The following is an 18,918-nucleotide window of genomic DNA, read 5'->3' on the forward strand; positions in this document are numbered from 1 at the left end:
TTTTGTTTTATGAATTAATCAATTAAGCTCGTTTGATTTCCAGTTTAATATCCGAAAATTCCTTTTGCTCAATAAAGGGTTGACTTCGAAGTCTTCTACCTGTTGCAGCAAAAATTGCATTTGCTATAGCTCCTCCTGTTGGAGGTAATGCCGGCTCCCCTAAACCAGTTGGGTCAAATCCAGAATCCACAAAATGAGTTTCAATTTCAGGTACCTCCTTGAGTCGAATCAAGCGATAAGAATCATAATTCCGCTGCTTGGGAAGACCGTTTTCAAAGGTAAGATTGGTGTACATCGCATGCCCCATCCCGTCAACGATTCCGCCTCGAACCTGATGATTGGCGCCAGTTGGGTTAACCACCATCCCGCAATCAGTTACCGCAGTGATTTTCTTCAAGACTGGTGTACCACCTTTGACCTCAATATCTGCCACTTGAGCCACATAAGAGCGATGAGAGAAATACACGCTAAATCCTTGCTTAACCTCAGGGTTTTTACCCCAATTGCCTTTTTCAGCAGCAGTTTTTACCACTCCGATCATTCGATCCACATCATAACCTAACTCTCCTACAGGATTGGTCTTGGCTCTATTTAACAATTTTAGTCGGAATTCGACAGGATCCTTCCCTACCTCTAAGGCTACTTCATCTAGAAAACTTTGCTCAGCATAGGCCAAGAAATTGGTGATAGGAGCCCGCCAAGCATTGGTTGTAATTGATGACTGATGTTCAATACTTTCTATCAATACATGATCAACGGCTCCGGAAGGGAAATTATTTTCACGGGTGGTATTTCCAGCATTCATCCCTACTCCTCTTAATTTATAACCCATCATGGTTCCGGAGGCATCCAAGGCGGCTTCAAAACGATACCTGACCGCTGGTCGATAAGCCCCTCCAGTCAATTCATCCTCGCGATTCCAGGTTACTTTTACCGGTGCATTGATGGCTTTTGAAATATGAACAGCCTCTTCGGCATAGTCGGCACGAAGCCTTCTTCCAAATCCACCTCCTAGGCGAGTGATTTCAACGGTAATGTTTTCCACAGGAATACCCAAAATCTGGGCAGCAGCTTGCCTTGCTCGATCTGGAGTTTGAGTTGGACCGATGAGTTCGCATCGATCTCCAGAGACATGAGCGAAGAAATTCTCTGGTTCCATGGGAGAATGAGCCAAAAATGGACACTGATATTCAGCAGTCACCACTTTCGCAGCATTTTTGAAAGCTATATCCACATTTCCATCTTTTCGCTTAACCTCAGCTTTTCCTTTTGCCATCAATTCCGAAAAAATACGATCATGGTCGGCTGAACTTTCCACGGCACCATCTGGCTCATACTCTACTTTTAACAGTTTCTTGGCCTTTAACAATGGCCATGTAGAATTTCCGACCACAGCCACACTTGTTCCAAAGACTACCACGTCAGAGATTCCAGAAACAGCACGAGCAGCAGCATCATCTACTGATTTGATTTTCATCCCAAAAGGAGCTCGCTGAACCATGGCATGCTTCATTCCTTCCCGATAAAAATCCAATCCGTATAAAGGCTTACCGGTATACATTTCTTTGGCATCCACATTTTTAACCGGAGTACCAATGATTTTAAAATCCTTTTTGTCTTTTAATTGAACTTCCTCAGGAGCAATTTTTGTAGCTGCTAATTCCACAAACTCTCCAAAATGTCCCTTATTTCCACTTCCAGGATGCGAAATAATTCCACTTTCCACCACGATCTCCTCAGCTGGAACATTCCATTTCTCTGCCGCTGCCGCTACGAGTAAAAACTTCGCAGTAGCCCCTGCTTTTCTCAACCTTTCCCAGCTATGAGGCATTGCACCTGATCCTCCTGTAAGCTGACGATCAAATTTTTCGGTATCGAGATTGGCTTGAACTACACGTACCTTTTCCCAGTCTGCATCCAATTCCTCTGCTACCACCATCGGGAAGGAGGTTTTTATATTTTGACCAAGCTCTGGATTAGGAGAATAGATCACCACATCACCCGTTGGAGAAATAGACAAATACGCGTTAAATGATTTGGCTTGAGCTAAAATTTGCTCAGTGCTTAGCACTTCAACTTTTGGAGAATCGCAACTAAACCAGTTGAACCCGATAAATAAACCTCCTGCGGTGGTTCCGGCGATTTTAAGAAAATCCCTTCGACTTGCTCTTGTTATAGTATTCATGGATTATTTGGTTTTAGCAGCTAAAGCCACAGCTTCTCGAATTTTATGATAAGTCCCACAACGACAAATATTTCGATTCATCGCATTATCAATTTCCTCCATAGTAGGATTTGGGTTTTGCTCCAAAAATGCCGCTGCAGTCATAATTTGTCCAGCTTGACAATATCCACACTGAGCCACATCCACTTCCTCCCAAGCTTTTTGAACAGGATGATTTCCAGATTCAGACAAGCCTTCAATCGTCGTCACCTCTGAGTTGCCTACACTAGAAACCGGAGTCACGCATGAAAAAGTAGCATTTCCATTCAAATGAACTGTGCACGCACCGCATTGAGCTATGCCACAAGAAAACTTGGTTCCTACCAATCCCAAGTGGTCTCGAAGCACCCACAAAAGCGGAGTATCATCCTCCACCTCTACTGCATGGGATTTTCCATTGATTTTTAGGGTATAATTTGCCATGGTTCTGTTTATGTTTGGTCTTAAAATAAAGAAAATCAACTCCTTTAAAAAGGTACTTTTTGATTTCGTTTTTATTAAAAGATAAAAGGCGAATATTCTGTTTAGAAAAATTAGAGTCGTACAGGGACAAATTGTAAAAAATTAAGGACTAAACAGAACTTTTTGTTCTAGCTACGTTTTTAACCCATTGACTCTATTAAAAGCAACAGAGTCGAAGTAATTTATGAAACTACTCCTTTTCAGGATCTTACGAATTACGGGTTGGTCCGTGCTTTCAATCTTTATTTCCCTAATTACAATTGGCATTATGTTCACAAACCTTAGCCCTCAGTTTGGAAAAGATCCAAGTCCTGAGAAAAAAAATCATTACGAAAAATCACCCAATTTTAAAGAGGGAAAGTTCCAGAACCTTATTCCTACGTCCATGGATATGGATTTTTGGAAGGCCGTAAAAATGCTACCCAAATTTTTTGCAGGGACACCAAATTCAAGACCCGATTTCGAATTGCCGGTCGTTAAGGTTGATTCCTTAGATTTAGTCAATTCACCAAGTCCTACCCAACTTATTTGGTTTGGTCATTCTGCATTTTTACTTCAGTTGGATGGAAAAAATATCCTTTTAGATCCCATGTTTGGGGAAGTTCCCGCTCCACATCCTTTGCTTGGGAGAAGTCGATATTCGAAAGAGTTACCGATCGAAGTGGAAAAGCTTCCTGAAATAGATATGATCCTTTTTTCACATGACCACTATGATCATTTGGATTATGGATCGATTCAAAAATTAAAATCTAAAACCAAAATGTTTCTTGTCCCGCTTGGCGTTGGATCACATCTAGAACATTGGGGAGTAGAACCTTCTAAAATCAAGGAACTAGACTGGTGGCAGGAAATTTCCCACGAAGAATTGTTTTTTGCCTTCACACCTTCTAGACATTTTTCTGGAAGAGGACTCGGCAATCGATTTTCAACATTGTGGGGTTCTTGGGTTATCAAGGGTCAAGTTGATAATATTTATTTCAGTGGAGATGGAGGGTATGGGCCGCACTTTACTGAAATCGGTGAAAAATATGGACCATTTGATTTTGCTATGATGGAATGTGGGCAATACAATGAGAATTGGAAAGAAATCCATATGATGCCCGAGGAAACCGCCCAAGCAGGGATAGATATCCGTGCAAAGACAATCATGCCGATCCATTGGGGTGCCTTTACCTTGGCGATGCATTCCTGGACTGATCCTGTAGAACGTGTATTAGAAAAAAGCAAGGAATTAAATCTTCCCGTGGTTATTCCAAAGATTGGGCAATTCATTGAATTCAAGGAAAATAATCTTCCTCAGGAAACTTGGTGGATAAATCCTTAAGTTGATTTTCAGAATTATTCACAAATTACCAGAATTGAGCTTGGGTGATTTTTGCTCATTTTTTCTAATTTCAATCGATCAAACTAGTATCTAACCAAAATAAACCTATGTCCCAAACCTTAAAAGCGGCTATCGTAGGAACAGGATTTATCGGTCCTGCTCACCTGGAAGCCCTGAGAAGAATTCCCAATGTGGAAGTCGTTGCGCTTGTAGAAGTTAACCAAGAGCTTGCCAATGAGAAGGCAAAGGCCCTTGGAATCCCAAGAGCGTATCTTTTTGACGATATGCTAAAACAAGACGATATTGACGTTGTCCATATTTGTACGCCAAATTTTCTGCACTTTTCTCAAGCCAAGGCAGTCCTTTTAGCAGGAAAACACGTCGTATGCGAAAAACCCTTAGCCGTTAAAATCCACGAAGCTGAGGAGCTTGTAAAACTTGCAGCAGAAACCGGACTGGTAAATGCCGTTCATTTTAACCTTCGGTATTATCCGATGGTCAGACAGATGAAGGTGATGCGGGAAAAAGGAGAACTGGGCGAAGTCTATTCTATCATGGGGTCCTACCTTCAAGATTGGCTTTTCTTGAATACAGATTACAACTGGAGACTTGAACCCGATAAGTCAGGAGACTCTCGTGCCATTGCAGATATTGGTTCGCACCTTTTGGATATTACCGAATATGTGACTGGACTTAAAATTACCGAAGTGATGGCTGATTTTTCAACTGTCCATAAAACAAGACTAAAACCATTGAAGCCAATTGAAACTTATTCTGGCAAGATGCTTACAATGGATGATTATCAAGAGGTACCAATTAATACTGAAGATCATGCTACTGTTTTGCTTCGATTTGACAATGGCTCCAAGGGTTCTATTACAGTTTCTCAGGTAAACGCCGGACGTAAAAATCGACTGAACATTGAAATCGCGGGATCAAAATCCAACTTTGAGTTTAACTCTGAGAGACCAAATGAATTGTGGATTGGAAAACGTGAAAAAGCCAATGAACAGTTGATGAAAGACCCTTCTCTTTTCCATCGTGAAGCCTCTTCCCTCATTAGCTTCCCTGGTGGACATAATGAAGGATTTCCGGATACCTCCAAGCAAATGTTTAAAGAAGTGTATGCTGCAGTTGCCACCGGAAAACAGCCAGAAAACGCTACTTTCCCGACATTTGCTGATGGTTTACGAGAATTAATTATCGGAGAACGCATCGTAGAAAGTAATAAAAAACAAGCTTGGGTTAAAATCTAATCCAAAAAGTACAAAAGGCCTTTTCGTAATCTTTCGAAAAGGCCTTTTTCTTGAAACCTAAGTAGTAACTTTTAAGTTTTTCAAATTCAAATACGAAATTATTTCACAACCAAATCAATACTATCATGAATCTAAAAAAAGCACTATTTACCCTTGCCATGTTAGCAATGGCTGTCACTTTTAGCTTTGCTCAAGAAAAAGCAAGCCCTGCAAAAACTGCAGAAGGAACCATTGGAGGAAGTAAAGTCACCATTAACTATTCTTCTCCAGCAGTAAAAGGAAGAATGATTTGGGGAGACTTGGTTCCATTAGGTCAAGTTTGGAGAGCTGGTGCTAATGAAGCTACCACATTTACAACTTCGAAAGACATCATGGTAGAAGGCCAAAAACTTCCTGCAGGGACTTACAGCTTTTTTATTATTCCAAATGAAGGTCAATCTACTTTCATTTTCAATAAAGTAGCGAAGCAATGGGGAGCTTTTAATTATGATGCCAGCCAAGATCAACTTCGAGTTAATGTGCCTTCTATGCAAACTTCATCCATGGAAGAGCGATTGGTTTATGAAGTTAAACCAGACAAATTCGAAATTAGATGGGAATATGGTAAGGCAGAAGCCAAACTAAGCGAGGCGAAATAATCTTACATCACCTATAAAAAAGCCACTTTTCAAATTTGAAAAGTGGCTTTTTTAATGAAACTACTTAATCTTTTTAAAGCTTATTTGGCTGAATTATAGTATTCTAAAGCTTTGGGCATATTGGCATTCAAACGCTCGATTCTTCGATCTGGACCTGGGTGAGTGGATAAAAATTCCAGAGGAGCTTGACCTCCTTTTGCAGCCATTCTTTCCCAAAATACCGGTGCTTCTCTTGGGTCATATCCTGCCATTGCCATGAAAATCAATCCCATTTCATCTGCTTCTAACTCATGCTTTCTAGAAAAGCTTAACATGCCTAATTGTGAACCAACACCCACCGACTGAAGGAATATCTGCTGAGTAAGGGTTGGATTTTGTCCCATGGCAGTGGACAAGGCAGAAATCCCAAAATTCAGTAAAAGTCCATTGGACATACGCTCTCGAGCGTGAGAAGCCACTGCATGGGCAATCTCATGGCCCATAACCACAGCGATACCCGTTTCATCTTTACAGATTGGCATGATCCCCGTGTAAAATGCAACTTTCCCCCCCGGCATACACCATGCATTGACCTGATCACTTTCCAATAGATTAAACTCCCAAGCAAATTCCTTTACCAAATCTTGATAGCCTTCTTGGATCAAGTATGCCTCTACCGCTTTTGCCATTTTCGTTCCTACCCGAACGACAGACTGCCCATCTTTAGTAGAAGTAAGAATCTTAGCACTCGATTTTGCTTTTTGATATTCCTCATTGACAAGAGGTTGAATTTCTTCATTTGGAACCATGGCCAATTGACTTCTACCAGTTAGAGGAACTTTGGCACAAGCAAAAGTGAACGCAGATAGCGCAAGGAAAAGAATAAAATTTTTCATTGTTGATTATTTTCTCTAGGATAAATTTCAAAAAGAGTACCAAGGTGGAAAGCCAATTCAAATTTTAGTATTTTCCATCCAAATCCATCGATTATGACTATTCAATCTTCTACAAAATTAACCAAGGCGGCCATTAGTTATCAATCAAAAATGACCAATCCAATCATTTTCTGGTTTGCTATGCTTGCCAAACTGCCTTCGGCAGTATTTTGGAGATTAAGAATCAAAACTCTTACTGAAGATCGATGTGAAGTAAGCATCCCTTATTTCTGGAGAAGCCAAAATCCATTTAAATCCATTTATTTCGCGGCCCTGGCCGGTGCTGCTGAGTTAAGCACTGGAGCATTATGCCAAATGGCCTTAGCTGGAAAAGGAGCTTTTTCGATGCTGGTAGTGGACTTTCGTGCGCAATACAGCAAAAAAGCCAATACTAAAATAACCTTTACCTGTGATCAAGGAAATGAACTTTTTGAGTTGATAGATTCACTAAAGCCGGGAGAATCCAATCAATTAACCATGATTTCGATAGGAAGAAATACATCTGGAGAAGAGGTCGCTAGATTCTTTGTGACTTGGTCGTTCAAGAGAAAAAATTAATAGGACAAAACTTTCTCAAGACGAAGGAAATCCTGAAGGGCATTCAATACTCGCTCTTTGGACCAATCCAGAAACTCATGAGTTTGATGAAATTCATTAAATCGGATGATGGCCTCATCCCAATCTTGCCTATTCATGGCATATTGGTCCATCAAGGAATTTCTTACCGAATCTGAGTCAATAATCTCCAAATAACCAACTCTACGCTGGGCCCATTTGAGATAATCGTCGTATTGCCGGAGTTGTCGATTCCGCTTGGTAAAATAACTGATCGGACCATAAATCGAGATATTCGGATTGAGTGAAAAAGGGTCTGAAGCTGCCATCGTTTGTTGGGCAAAGGGCTTTTCTTCAATCTCCTCATTTTCAATCAGTGTAAGTTTACCATCTCTGAACCGAAATCGATACGGTTCTGCATTGACTTGAAAGGTCGGAAGCAAACGAGCTCGGTCTTGAATTTCCAACAGCAAAAACTGCTCTACTCCGAGCACTACTTTTCGCTCCAAAAATCCAGGAAAATTGAGTTTTAACGTATCTCCGGCCCATCCGGAAATGGTAAAATAACCTCGATTATTCGTAAAAGAAGTTCCCTTTCCGGTGATGGATACTTCCACACCTTCAAGGTAATTTTTGTCAAAAGCGTCAATTACATTTCCCGAATACGTTTGGGAATGGCTTAAGGAATAGCATACAATTGAAAAAACTAGGGTTAGTAGCAACTTCATAACAGCTCAAAAATACAGGGATGAAATGGGGCAAAAAACTTTTCGCTGTTAAAGAACTTTAAGGCTAATCACTTTTCTTTTCCAGTTGAATCTTGGGATTCACTTACCTTTACAAGATGAATTTCAACCTTACGCGAATTGCACCTACGCCTAGTGGATTTCTTCATCTTGGTAACGCCTATTCCTTTTTATTAACCAAGTTTATCGCCGAGGAAACAGGCGCTAAAATTCTGTTACGCATTGATGATTTAGATCGAGAAAGGTATCGAAAAGAATATGTGGAAGACATTTTTGATACTTTAGACTTTTTAGAAATAGCAATTGACCAAGGTCCAAAAAACGTTAAAGAGTTTGAGTCGGACTGGTCTCAACTGCACCGAATGGAAAAATACCAAGAGGGAATGCAAAAATTGAGGGATTCCAAATTGGTGTTTGGCTGTGATTGCAGTAGAAAGAAAATTCTAGAAATCAATCCTGCTGGTAATTACCTGGGGTATTGTTTGGATCGGAGAATACCTTTGACTAAGCCTGATATTGCTTGGAGAATCAATACATTGGATGCTGATTTTGTGAGCTTTCTAGCTTATTCAACAAAAAAAATTACCCAATTGATCCCTGAAGAAACAGCTTTTTATATCATCAAAAAAAAAGATGGAGCCCCCTCCTATCATTTGGCATCAGTGATTGACGATGAGGAATTTGGTGTGGATTTAATTGTGCGTGGCAATGACTTATATCCTTCTACACTAGCACAACTTGATCTTGCCAGACTCCTGGAATTATCGAGCTTTCCTCGAGCCACTTTTCACCATCATGCCATTCTAAAAGGTCCCGATAAAACCAAACTATCTAAGTCTTCAGGATCAACTTCTATTCAATTTCTAAGAAAAGGAGGAAAAAGGCTTCCAAATGTACTAGGGTTGATCGGCCAAATGGCAGGGCTATCTCACCAAGTCTCTTCCTTGGAAGAACTTAAATCTCACATCCTGCCAAAGAATGAATAATTCACCAAAATCAAGAACATAAAAAAAGCTGGGTCACCCCAGCTTTTTTTGATGATTTCTAATCGAACTTATTTGTATTGGGCAGGCTGTCCAGGAGCCACAGAAGACTTTTGGATAAACTGTCTGATATCCTCATTGGAAGTCACTAAATCCTCTGCTCTTAGGTACATCATATGACCTGATCGATAGCCTTTGAAGAAAATACGGTCTTTCATTTTTCCATTCGGATCGATATGCCAGGTACTGTATTTGGCATTAAAGTAATCTGTACCTCCATCAAAATAACCTGACTGAACCATCAGATGCAGGTATGGATTCTGTCTCATGGCTGTACCTAGATCATATCCAGTAGTCTCATTGCTTCTATCCCAAGGGTTTACTGGACCGAATAAATTATAGGTCAAATCTGTATTGTATTTCAAAACGTTTTTGGCATAGTAATTAAATGCCGGTGCAAATGCATGATTCCAACTTGTCAAGGCAGGGTCAAAATCATAACGCTCTCCACCTTCCATTCGATCAAATCCCTTATATCGGCTATCTAATCGACCGATGGTCATTCCATCTCGCTCTCGAAGCAGTTCCTTCCAGAAATAACTCGTAGGAACCATCAGATTATAATTAAGGATTGCTTCTTTTTTGAGACCAGAATAATAGGCCATTTTGGTGGCGATAGCCTCTCGTTCAGATTCAGATAAATTGCCTCCTTTAACCATTGCAGGAAGAATTTCATTCACTGCCATAGGTTCAACGATTGCTAAAATTTCATCCAAATCTTTGGCTTGAAGTTCTGCAGGTAGTGCTTTGTGATACCAAGCTGTAGCAGCATAGTAAGGCCAGTAGTTAGCCATTTTCACAGGTCCTTCTCGATCAATTCCCATATCTGTAGGAGAAACCAGAATAACTCCGTTAAAATACATCCAATGGGAATTTTGCAATTGGGAAACTAAGCCCGCTACGCGTGTTGTGCCATAGCTTTCTCCAATCAAATATTTAGGAGATGACCATCTATTCTGACGAGTCACAAAGGTATTTACCCAATCTGCGAGGTATTTGATATCTGAGTTGATGCCAAAGAAAGTACTTCGTGGCGTATCTTCTTTCACAATTCTGGAATAGCCTGTATTGACAGGATCTACGTAAACGATATCCGCTACGTCCAAAATTGAATTTGGATTTGATTTTACACCATGGGGCTGTACAGGGTATCCCTCATCGTCGATTTTCAAAATCACAGGGCCAGTATAAGCAAGGTGCATCCAAATCGAAGCAGAACCTGGACCTCCATTAAAGCTAATGACAAGTGGTCTAGTTGTTTTATCCGTGATATCGGTGCGCTCATAATAGGTATAAAACAAGGAAGCAATTGGCTCTCCTTTGTCATCCCAAACTGGCTGGGTACCTGCAGTTGCCTTATAAGGAACACGTTTACCTTTAATGGTTACTTCGGAAGTGGTTTCCACTTTTGACTCCACTTCTATTTTCCTTACTGTTTGTGCTGTGGCTAGCGTACAGGCCAGCATAACCACCAAGCTGATGTATAGTTTTTTCATAGTTTACAGATTAAATCCAATTGAAAAGTAAGGAGAATGCATTCAAGTTATCACTTGATTTTACATCAGTGGAAACAGGAAAATCAGCGGTGGGAAGAATAGCCAACCAACTTTGCAATGACTACGGCGGGATATAAAATTCCAACAGTGGATAGAAAAACCGAGACCATTTTAGAAAGGATATTGATAGGGACATAATCCCCAAATCCAACCGTGGTCAAAGACACCAGGCTGAAATAAATGTAAATCGAAAAGTCCTCATCTGATCCAGTAAGCAATTGATCTTTGGGATTGATTTCAGTAGTTACAATCGAGCTGCCGATGGTTAATTGAATCAATTCAAAGGCGAATGCCCCCAAAATTGCCAAAAGCAAATACACATTTACAGCTCCAATCACTCGATATAGGTTTACCTCATTGTTTCTAAACAATAAGCGAATGTTCATAAAGATGAATACCGCCATATTGATCAAGCCAAAGATTCGCTCCAATAAGTAAAATTCATAAGGCAAATCACTGAATCGCAATATCCTCAATACAATTTGAGTCAAGAATAAAGAACTTGTGATCAAAATCAAGCCTTGATTATTCGAAGACCAAATCCCTGTGAAGAATAAGAAAATGAATACCAAATTGACATAGACCATGTCGATATGCCCATATTCAATCAATACAGGTAAGACAAAAGCCGTAAATACCAGGACCACCAAGAGTAAGAGAAAACTGATATCATTCAACCAATAATCGTTGAAATGTTTGATAATCCGCTTGACTCTGAAGGAATAAGGCATGAGTAATTTGAGTTTTAAAGTTGAATGGTTCCAGTCAGTACTTCTACAGCATTTCCTTTCAGAAAAACACGATCATCATGCTTCTCAATTTCTAAACTACCTCCTCTACGACTTGCCTGATACGCTTTAAGATGAATCTTTCCGGTTTTTTGATTCCAATAATCCATAAGCGCACAATGCGCAAAACCTGTCACTGGATCTTCCGGTACTCCTACATTTGGACCAAAAAACCGACTGACAATGTCAAATTCTCCTGTTCCTGCGGCGGTGATAATGATACCTTCCTCCGAATTTTCAGCAATTATTCCAAAGTCCGGAATGACAGATCGTACATCATCTTCCGATTCTAATTCTAAAATCCAATTTTTCCGAAGCTGAGCAGCTTGAATCACTTTTTTTCCAAAAAACTCAATCGAAAACTTAGGGTGGACATCCAAATAGGTAGGTAATAAAGGGAAATCCATCGTAATCCCTTGATCATCTGCTCTTACTCGAAGTTCTCCACTTCGGGTTTGAAAACGCATCAATTCGCCAGGATTTACCCATCCTGATCGAAGCATCCAAAACGAGCTAGCTAAGGTAGCATGACCACAAAGGTCTATTTCAAGAGTCGGAGTAAACCACCTTAAGTTAAATTCACCAGGATTAGAAGACCGGAGAACAAATGCAGTTTCACTCAGATTCATCTCTGAGGCGATCTGTTGCATCAGCTCCTTAGGCAACTCCTCCTCCAAAAGGCAAACTCCTGCTGGATTTCCCCCAAATGTCTTTTTTGTAAAAGCATCAACTACCGTGATTGGGATCTTTTTCATCAATATCTTTCCTTAAATAGGTTCATGTGATGGATAAAATGACCTGGTATTATCCAGAGTAAAGCCCGAACTGATATCGGATTTCCACTTGCTATTCCTTTATTTTCCAAAACCTCAGCAGAGAGTGTTTTCACAAAACTTAGAATTGCTTTTCGTTGAAATTCAAAATCTTCTAATAAATCATCCAGTGATACTTGTCCGAATTTCCCATTTTCGACGTAGGGATTTTGATCAAATCCAGGAAGAGGATTTTGATCTCCTCTTGCAAAACAAAGTGCCCGAAAAGTCATGATTCGCTCAGTATCGATGATATGTCCTAGGACTTCTTTTGGCGACCACTTTCCAACCTCATATCCTTGATTTTCCCAACCTTCTGGCTTGGATTTAAATAAGGCCTTAAGTTCCTCTATTTGCTCATTAAGGAGGCTCACATAATTTTCATTACCTAGTTTGGAAATATAGGTTTCATAAAAATCAGCATATTCCCCTTTCTGGGGCTTTGCAAGGGTGTTCATGTAATTGTTTATTTGGGTGTTTGAAGTAAGACCTAAATTTAGCCAAGCATTTAAATCAAATATAACATGCGTAAAATTTTATTCACCCTTTCGCTTTCCTGGCTATCAATGATGGCATTTTCCCAACAAGCGATTATTCGAAATTCATCCATCGATCAGATGGTCCATCAGGTTTCTTCAGACTCCTTGAAGAAATACATCTATGAACTATCTTCCTTTGAATCTCGGCATACCTTAAACACAGACGCCGAAAAAGGCATGCTTGCTGCACAAGCTTATGTACTATCCAGATTCAAGGAATTTGCGAAAAGTTCTGAAGGAAGAATGACCGCTGAGATCCAAGAATTCATCACTCCTGGAGATGGAAGACGTATTACCCAAGACTCAAAAGTTGCCAATGTAGTCGCCACCTTAAAAGGCACAGATCCAAATGATCCTAGAATCTTCGTGATTTCCGGCCACCTAGATTCAAGAAACAGAGATGTCATGGATGCAGAAGGCATCGCACCTGGAGCCAATGATGATGGAAGTGGTGTCGCCTTAGTGATGGAATTGGCTCGGGTGATGGCCAAAGAAAAATTCGCTGCAACGCTTCTATTTGTTGCATTTACTGGAGAGGAACAGGGATTAAAAGGAGCCACCTATTTGGCGGACAGAGCAAAAGAAGAAGGCTGGAAAATAGAAGCGGTATTAAACAATGACATCGTCGGGAATTCAAATTCTTCCGAAACCCTAATCAGCAATAATACGGTCATGCGAGTATTTTCAGAGAGTATTCCGTTAGCAGAAGACGAAAGGGCTGCATCCATTCGGAGATACACCAACTCCGATAATGACAGCCGATCTAGACAATTGGCCCGATATATCAAGGAAATTGGAGAACGTTATGTAGATCAAATGGAGGTAAAATTGATTTACAGAAGTGATCGGTTTTTACGAGGAGGAGACCAAACGCCGTTTATGCGAAATGGATTTACTGCAGTAAGAATGTCTGAGATGAATGAAAATTTCCTTCATCAACATGAAAATGTACGAGTGGAAAATGGCATTCAGTATGGCGATCTTCCAGAATTTATGGATTTTGAATATTTGAGAAAGGTTTCTGCAGTAAATATTGCCTCTGCTGCCTCATTGGCAAATGCTCCAAGTATGCCTCAAGAAGTCCAAATTGACGTGAGAGGCTTATCTAATAAGTCAACCTTGCTGTGGAAGGCACCTGAATTTGGGAAGGTAAAAGGGTACTATGTACTCATGAGAGAAACCTCTTCGCCTATGTGGGAAAAGAAGTTTTTCACTACAGAAACCACCTTGACCCTACCTTATAGCAAGGATAATTATTTCTTTGCGGTTCAAGCGGTTAGTCCAACTGAAGAAGAAAGTTTAGCTGCTTTTCCAAGTCCATTAACACGTTAAAATTTCGACTTAAACCAATTCTAAATTGGGCAAATCCTGACCTGACAGGAATCATTTCAAGTTCAACTAGTGTTATCATATCAAATAATCTTTTAGAACTATGAAACAGAAAGAAATCGTAACGCTACAGCGTTCCCTACTGCCAGATACTGAGACTTTACTCAACCAGCAAATCGAAATGGAGGGCAAATCATCGGCGTATTATTTGTCCATGGCCTCTTGGTGTCATATGATGGGTTATGCAAATGCTGCGAAATATTTGTACACCCATGCTGATGAGGAACGAATGCATATGATGAAGTTATTTCACTATGTCAATGAGGCTGGAGGTCACGCCATTCAGCCAGAAATCACAGGCATTCGACATAATTTCAATTCACTAAGAGAAGTGTTTGAATTGATTTTAGAACATGAAATCAAAGTCACCAAATCCATCAATAACATTGTAGACCATGCCTTTGGCGTAAAGGATTTTGCAACATTCAGCTTTATGCAATGGTATGTAACCGAACAACGTGAGGAGGAGACCATGTCTAGACGAGCACTTGAGCTATTTGAAATTATTGGTGAAGAAGGCATCGGCTTATGGACCATCGATCAGGAATTGGGAAAACTGCATGCCGCTGCGCATAGTGGTGAATAAGTGTTTTGCAATTTTATATCGAAAGCGTCTTCAATGAAGACGCTTTTTTTATTTGATCATTTTATTAAATAATAAATCCATATTTCAGTTTTTATTTGATAATTCTAATATTTTTTATAAAAATTACTAATACAAATCCAAGTTGCTACATCATTTAGTTAATGCAATGATTCAATGGAAAATCCTTAGTGAGGATCTATGCAAAAAATGAAATCGCAACCAAACCCTAAGATGATTCCTTCTTTTGATTTTATTTTATGACGCTTCCTGCTACTAATTCTCAATCAAAATTCTTTCTAAGTTTAAAATCGACAATTCCATCGTATGCCTCCTTGGTGGATGAAATAGCAGAAACTTTACAAGTAAGTATAGATAGTGCTTATCGAAGGATTCGTGGTGAAAAGCTCCTGGATTTTGACGAGATCAAACTGATTTGTCAGCGATTTAATATCTCGATGGATCAGTTTTTAAGTTTAGAAACTAATGCCATTTTATTTCATGGTAAAATTCATAACAATACTGAAGGAGCCTTTCATGAATGGATGAAAGATGTTTTGGATCAATTGAATTTGGTAAACAGTTTTTCTAAAAAACATGTGTACTTCTTGGTGAAAGATATGCCGCCATTTCACCATTATTACCACCCGCTTCTTGCCAGTTTTAAATTTTTCTTTTGGATGAAATCCATTTTGTATTTCGATAGTCTTAAAAATGAAACTTTCAGTGTAGACAAAAACTTCTTTGCTCCTTATCAGGAGATCACTCAACAAATTTTAAAAGTTTACAATAAGGTCCCTACTTCAGAAATCTGGAATGAAGAAGGTCTTCACACCACTTTGCGTCAGATTGAAGTTTACTACGACATGGGATTTATTCCCTCCTCAAAAACCGTAAAAGAATTATACAACTGTGTTTTAGAAGTCATTGATCATTTGGAAATAATGGCTGAAACTGGTCGTAAATGCATGTTTGGTCAACAGCCCAAACCAGATGCAGCAGAATACAGATTGTATGTCAATGAAATAGTCCTGGGGGACAATACCTTTATGGCCGAAATCGGTGATAACAAAATCACTTATCTCAATCACAGTGTCATCTATTTTGTAGGGTCAAAAGACAAAAAGTTTAACGAATCCATGTTCAAGAATCTTGATAACCTGATGAAAAAGTCAACCTTGATCAGCGGAACTAGTGAAAAAGACCGAAAACAATTTTTCAATAAACTTCGAAAGAAAGTACACTCAAAAATTGCGCTTTTAGAAGATTTGTAACCGATCAAAGAGAATAGTAAGTTGTGTATCTGAACTCATTTGTTCTATCTTTCTTACATGAAATCTCAGTACCTGATCCTATTTATCCTTGGAAGTATTTATTTCACCTTAAGCTGTACTTCCAAACCTCAAAAAACGGAGCAACCCATTTCAGAAGTAAGCTCAATTGTAGAATTTACTGACTCTGAACCGCCAGTAAAGGAATCTGGAATGGTTTGGATTCCTGGAGGGAAATTTCAAATGGGGTCAAATGATCCCGAAGCCTATGACTATGAAAAGCCTGCGGTTGAGGTTCAAGTAAAAGGGTTTTGGATGGATGTTAATGAAATCACTAACGCTGATTTTGAGCGATTTGTCAAAGCTACAGGATACATTACATTGGCAGAGAGGCCTGTGGATTGGGAAGAATTAAAAAAGCAATTGCCTCCAAATACCCCCAAACCTGACGATTCTTTGCTTTTACCCGGTTCTTTGGTCTTTTCTCCCCCATCCTATCAAGTTCCGACAGAGGATATCAATCTGTGGTGGAAATGGGTTACAGGCGCAAATTGGCGACATCCTGAAGGACCAGACTCAAATTTAAGTGGCAGAGAAAATCACCCAGTAGTTCACATTGCATACGATGATGCCTTGGCCTTTGCTGAATGGGTGGGCAAAAGGCTTCCCACTGAATTTGAATGGGAATTTGCTGCACGAGGCGGCGTGAATGGGAGAAGATTCGCATGGGGAGATGAATTAACTCCAGACGGAATTCACCTTGCCAACACATTTCAGGGAACTTTTCCTCATAAAAATTTAGGAGAAGATGGATTTGAAGGAACTTCCCCGGTTGGTTCTTTTGCTCCCAATCCTTTTGGTCTTTATGATATGATAGGAAATGTTTGGGAATTAACTTCCGATTGGTATGACGCACTTAAATATGCACGTATTGCAGGTAAAGCTCCAAAACTGGATGCGGGAATGAACCCATGCTACAATCCTAACAACCCATTTGCCCAAGAACGGGTAATCAAAGGAGGTTCATTTCTTTGTGCAGCAAATTACTGCGTAAACTACCGACCTTCGGCTCGTCAAGGACAGGCATTTGACTCGGGCACCTCAAATGTTGGGTTTAGATTGGTAAAAGATCCTATATCAGAATAGGTAAAGAGGATATGCAAAGATTTTTCTGGTTAGCAGTATTAGTGATCACCTTCTTGACAATGGACTCTTTTGCTCAATTGTCTCCTGGTTTTTCTGCAAAAGAATATGCCGACTTTTTAGGGATTACAGCTGCTCCAGTTCAAGACACGGCATTTACAAACGGGATTCCAAAGAATCCAAGTCTGGTTAAAATTTATGAATCCCCCATCGTAGGCTTAGAAAACAAATGGTATCTGTGGGTAGATCAAGAGAAAAAAAAGGCTTGGTTGAATATAAGAGGTACTGCTAACACTCCCACTTCTTGGCTTGCAAACTTCTATGCCGCCATGATTCCTGCGAAAGGAACGCTTCAAATCAGAGATGATTATCGATTCGACTATACCTTAAGCCCAGATCCTAAAGCCGCAGTCCATGTTGGTTGGACCTTGGCAACCGGTGCATTAGCAGAAACCTTGATCCCGAAAATGGATTCACTTTACGGATCAGGTTATCGCGACTTTATCATTTCAGGCCATAGTCAAGGTGGTGCTATCGCCTACTTAATGACCGCATATATTAATTATTTAAAGTCTCAAGGTCGTTGGACTGACCCCATCCGAATAAAAACTTATTGTAGTGCTGCCCCCAAGCCAGGAAATTTATTTTTTGCCTACCATTACGAATTCCTAACCCAAGGCGGATGGGCTTTTAACGTTGTCAATGCAGCAGATTGGGTACCTGAAGTCCCGTTTTCAATTCAAACGATTCAAGATTTTAATTCCACCAATCCATTTACAGATGCTTCGGAATTCATTAAAAAACAGAAGTTTCCTCAGCGTTTGATTTTTAAAAAGGTTTACAATCGACTAAATAAACCGACTCGGAATGCCCAGCGGAATTTTGAAAAGTATTTGGGCTTTTATGCTGGAAAGCAAGTAAAAAAGACCTTACCTAGTTACCAATCCCCCATTTACAGCCCAAGTAATCACTTTACCAGAGCCGGTAACTTTATCGTATTGCAGCCTAATATCGAATATTGGAAACGATATCCTGAGGAAAAAGAAAAGGTCTTCAAACACCATGGTTTGAGACCTTATTATTTCCTACTTAAAGCCCAATTTGAGGAAGACCTTAAATAATTCCCTTTTCGGGATGCTTACCAGTTACAGTACGGCCAAAAGCTTTCATTTCTTCAATTTGTCCATCCATATCCCCATTCGGATAAATTACTGGACCAATTCCTGCCTCTTTTTTCTTGTAGTCCAAATACCCAATCACCACAGGAACGTTTGCTCCAAGAGCTGTATGATAAAATCCTGATTTCCATTTTTTTACAGCACTTCTTGTTCCCTCTGGAGTCACCATTACCACCAACTCATCTGCCTCAGCCAACATCTGAGTCATGGCTTCGGTATAAGTTTGTTTTCTACCTCCGGGAATCCTCTTCCTATCGATAGGAATTGCTCCAAGACCTGATAACAACCATCCTAAAGGACCAATCATTACTTCTTTTTTGATCGTAAACCTAACCGGAATATCCATTAAATAGAATGCCGCACGGGCGTATAAAATATCCCAATTGGAAGTATGTGGGATCGCAATTAAAACTGCCTTCTTCAGTCCTTTTGGCCAGTTGGCATTGAGACTCCACCCTGAAATCCAGAAAATAAATCTGGAAAATAATTTCATCATA

Annotated in this window: 19 protein-coding genes; 10 read left to right on the plus strand and 9 right to left on the minus strand. The window is 39.9% G+C overall.

Going from position 1 to position 18,918, the window contains the following annotated elements; all coding sequences use genetic code 11:
- Window positions 1–22: 22 nt before the first annotated feature.
- Both AO498_RS12015 and AO498_RS12020 read right to left on the minus strand, forming a co-directional pair.
- Complete coding sequence (locus tag AO498_RS12015; RefSeq protein WP_067547893.1) at window positions 23–2,185, minus strand: xanthine dehydrogenase family protein molybdopterin-binding subunit; 2,163 nt, start codon at window positions 2,183–2,185, stop codon at window positions 23–25.
- 3 nt (window positions 2,186–2,188) lie between these two features.
- Window positions 2,189–2,647 (minus strand): (2Fe-2S)-binding protein, encoded by a 459-nt coding sequence (locus tag AO498_RS12020; protein ID WP_067547895.1) that lies wholly within the window; start codon window positions 2,645–2,647, stop codon window positions 2,189–2,191.
- Window positions 2,648–2,954: 307 nt separating this feature from the next.
- Between AO498_RS12020 and AO498_RS12025 the strand changes: the two genes are divergently transcribed.
- The 3 genes from AO498_RS12025 to AO498_RS12035 all read left to right on the plus strand — a co-directional run bounded on the left by AO498_RS12025 (window position 2,955) and on the right by AO498_RS12035 (window position 5,904).
- Window positions 2,955–4,010: an MBL fold metallo-hydrolase gene (locus AO498_RS12025; protein ID WP_236778596.1), complete on the plus strand. Its 1,056-nt coding sequence runs from the start codon at window positions 2,955–2,957 to the stop codon at window positions 4,008–4,010.
- A 107-nt stretch (window positions 4,011–4,117) separates the two neighbouring features.
- Window positions 4,118–5,266, plus strand: a complete 1,149-nt coding sequence (locus AO498_RS12030) for a Gfo/Idh/MocA family protein (RefSeq protein WP_067547901.1) — start codon at window positions 4,118–4,120, stop codon at window positions 5,264–5,266.
- A gap of 125 nt (window positions 5,267–5,391) precedes the next feature.
- Window positions 5,392–5,904 (plus strand): DUF2911 domain-containing protein, encoded by a 513-nt coding sequence (locus tag AO498_RS12035; protein ID WP_067547904.1) that lies wholly within the window; start codon window positions 5,392–5,394, stop codon window positions 5,902–5,904.
- A gap of 80 nt (window positions 5,905–5,984) precedes the next feature.
- Here AO498_RS12035 and AO498_RS12040 read toward each other — a convergent pair whose 3' ends face one another.
- Window positions 5,985–6,779 (minus strand): M48 family metallopeptidase, encoded by a 795-nt coding sequence (locus tag AO498_RS12040; RefSeq protein ID WP_067547907.1) that lies wholly within the window; start codon window positions 6,777–6,779, stop codon window positions 5,985–5,987.
- Window positions 6,780–6,872: 93 nt separating this feature from the next.
- On the opposite strand from AO498_RS12040, the gene AO498_RS12045 reads away from it, so the two are divergent.
- Window positions 6,873–7,376 (plus strand): DUF4442 domain-containing protein, encoded by a 504-nt coding sequence (locus AO498_RS12045; protein ID WP_067547909.1) that lies wholly within the window; start codon window positions 6,873–6,875, stop codon window positions 7,374–7,376.
- On the opposite strand, the gene AO498_RS12050 is transcribed toward AO498_RS12045, so the two are convergent.
- Window positions 7,373–8,101, minus strand: a complete 729-nt coding sequence (locus tag AO498_RS12050; protein WP_067547912.1) for a hypothetical protein — start codon at window positions 8,099–8,101, stop codon at window positions 7,373–7,375. The genes AO498_RS12045 and AO498_RS12050 overlap by 4 nt on opposite strands.
- Window positions 8,102–8,217: 116 nt before the next feature.
- On the opposite strand from AO498_RS12050, the gene AO498_RS12055 reads away from it, so the two are divergent.
- Window positions 8,218–9,105, plus strand: a complete 888-nt coding sequence (locus AO498_RS12055; RefSeq protein WP_067547915.1) for a glutamate--tRNA ligase family protein — start codon at window positions 8,218–8,220, stop codon at window positions 9,103–9,105.
- A 68-nt stretch (window positions 9,106–9,173) separates the two neighbouring features.
- Here AO498_RS12055 and AO498_RS12060 read toward each other — a convergent pair whose 3' ends face one another.
- The 4 genes from AO498_RS12060 to AO498_RS12075 all read right to left on the minus strand — a co-directional run bounded on the left by AO498_RS12060 (window position 9,174) and on the right by AO498_RS12075 (window position 12,776).
- Window positions 9,174–10,658, minus strand: coding sequence for a S10 family peptidase (locus tag AO498_RS12060; protein WP_067547919.1), 1,485 nt, complete (start codon window positions 10,656–10,658; stop codon window positions 9,174–9,176).
- 83 nt (window positions 10,659–10,741) lie between these two features.
- Window positions 10,742–11,449, minus strand: a complete 708-nt coding sequence (locus tag AO498_RS12065; RefSeq protein ID WP_067547922.1) for a potassium channel family protein — start codon at window positions 11,447–11,449, stop codon at window positions 10,742–10,744.
- A 14-nt stretch (window positions 11,450–11,463) separates the two neighbouring features.
- Window positions 11,464–12,261: a PhzF family phenazine biosynthesis protein gene (locus AO498_RS12070; protein WP_067547925.1), complete on the minus strand. Its 798-nt coding sequence runs from the start codon at window positions 12,259–12,261 to the stop codon at window positions 11,464–11,466.
- Window positions 12,261–12,776, minus strand: coding sequence for a DinB family protein (locus AO498_RS12075; protein ID WP_067547928.1), 516 nt, complete (start codon window positions 12,774–12,776; stop codon window positions 12,261–12,263). The genes AO498_RS12070 and AO498_RS12075 overlap by 1 nt, the downstream gene beginning before the upstream one ends.
- A gap of 66 nt (window positions 12,777–12,842) precedes the next feature.
- Between AO498_RS12075 and AO498_RS12080 the strand changes: the two genes are divergently transcribed.
- The 5 genes from AO498_RS12080 to AO498_RS12100 all read left to right on the plus strand — a co-directional run bounded on the left by AO498_RS12080 (window position 12,843) and on the right by AO498_RS12100 (window position 18,364).
- Window positions 12,843–14,189 carry a M20/M25/M40 family metallo-hydrolase gene (locus AO498_RS12080; protein WP_067547931.1) on the plus strand — a complete coding sequence of 449 codons (1,347 nt, stop codon included), beginning with the start codon at window positions 12,843–12,845 and terminating at the stop codon, window positions 14,187–14,189.
- Between the two features lie 100 nt (window positions 14,190–14,289).
- On the plus strand, window positions 14,290–14,832 hold the full coding sequence (locus tag AO498_RS12085) for a ferritin (RefSeq protein ID WP_067547934.1): 543 nt from the start codon (window positions 14,290–14,292) through the stop codon (window positions 14,830–14,832).
- Between the two features lie 257 nt (window positions 14,833–15,089).
- Entirely contained in the window at window positions 15,090–16,103 is a 1,014-nt protein-coding gene (locus AO498_RS12090; RefSeq protein ID WP_067547938.1) for a hypothetical protein, read from the plus strand.
- Window positions 16,104–16,160: 57 nt separating this feature from the next.
- The gene (locus tag AO498_RS12095; protein ID WP_067547941.1) at window positions 16,161–17,246 is read left to right on the plus strand and encodes a formylglycine-generating enzyme family protein; all 1,086 of its coding nucleotides are present in this window, start codon (window positions 16,161–16,163) and stop codon (window positions 17,244–17,246) included.
- An 11-nt stretch (window positions 17,247–17,257) separates the two neighbouring features.
- Complete coding sequence (locus AO498_RS12100) at window positions 17,258–18,364, plus strand: lipase family protein (RefSeq protein WP_067547944.1); 1,107 nt, start codon at window positions 17,258–17,260, stop codon at window positions 18,362–18,364.
- On the opposite strand, the gene AO498_RS12105 is transcribed toward AO498_RS12100, so the two are convergent.
- On the minus strand, window positions 18,357–18,917 hold the full coding sequence (locus AO498_RS12105; protein WP_067547948.1) for a 1-acyl-sn-glycerol-3-phosphate acyltransferase: 561 nt from the start codon (window positions 18,915–18,917) through the stop codon (window positions 18,357–18,359). The genes AO498_RS12100 and AO498_RS12105 overlap by 8 nt on opposite strands.
- Window position 18,918: the final 1 nt, after the last annotated feature.

This window comes from Algoriphagus sanaruensis (assembly GCF_001593605.1).
In the GTDB taxonomy this organism is placed as follows: domain Bacteria; phylum Bacteroidota; class Bacteroidia; order Cytophagales; family Cyclobacteriaceae; genus Algoriphagus; species Algoriphagus sanaruensis.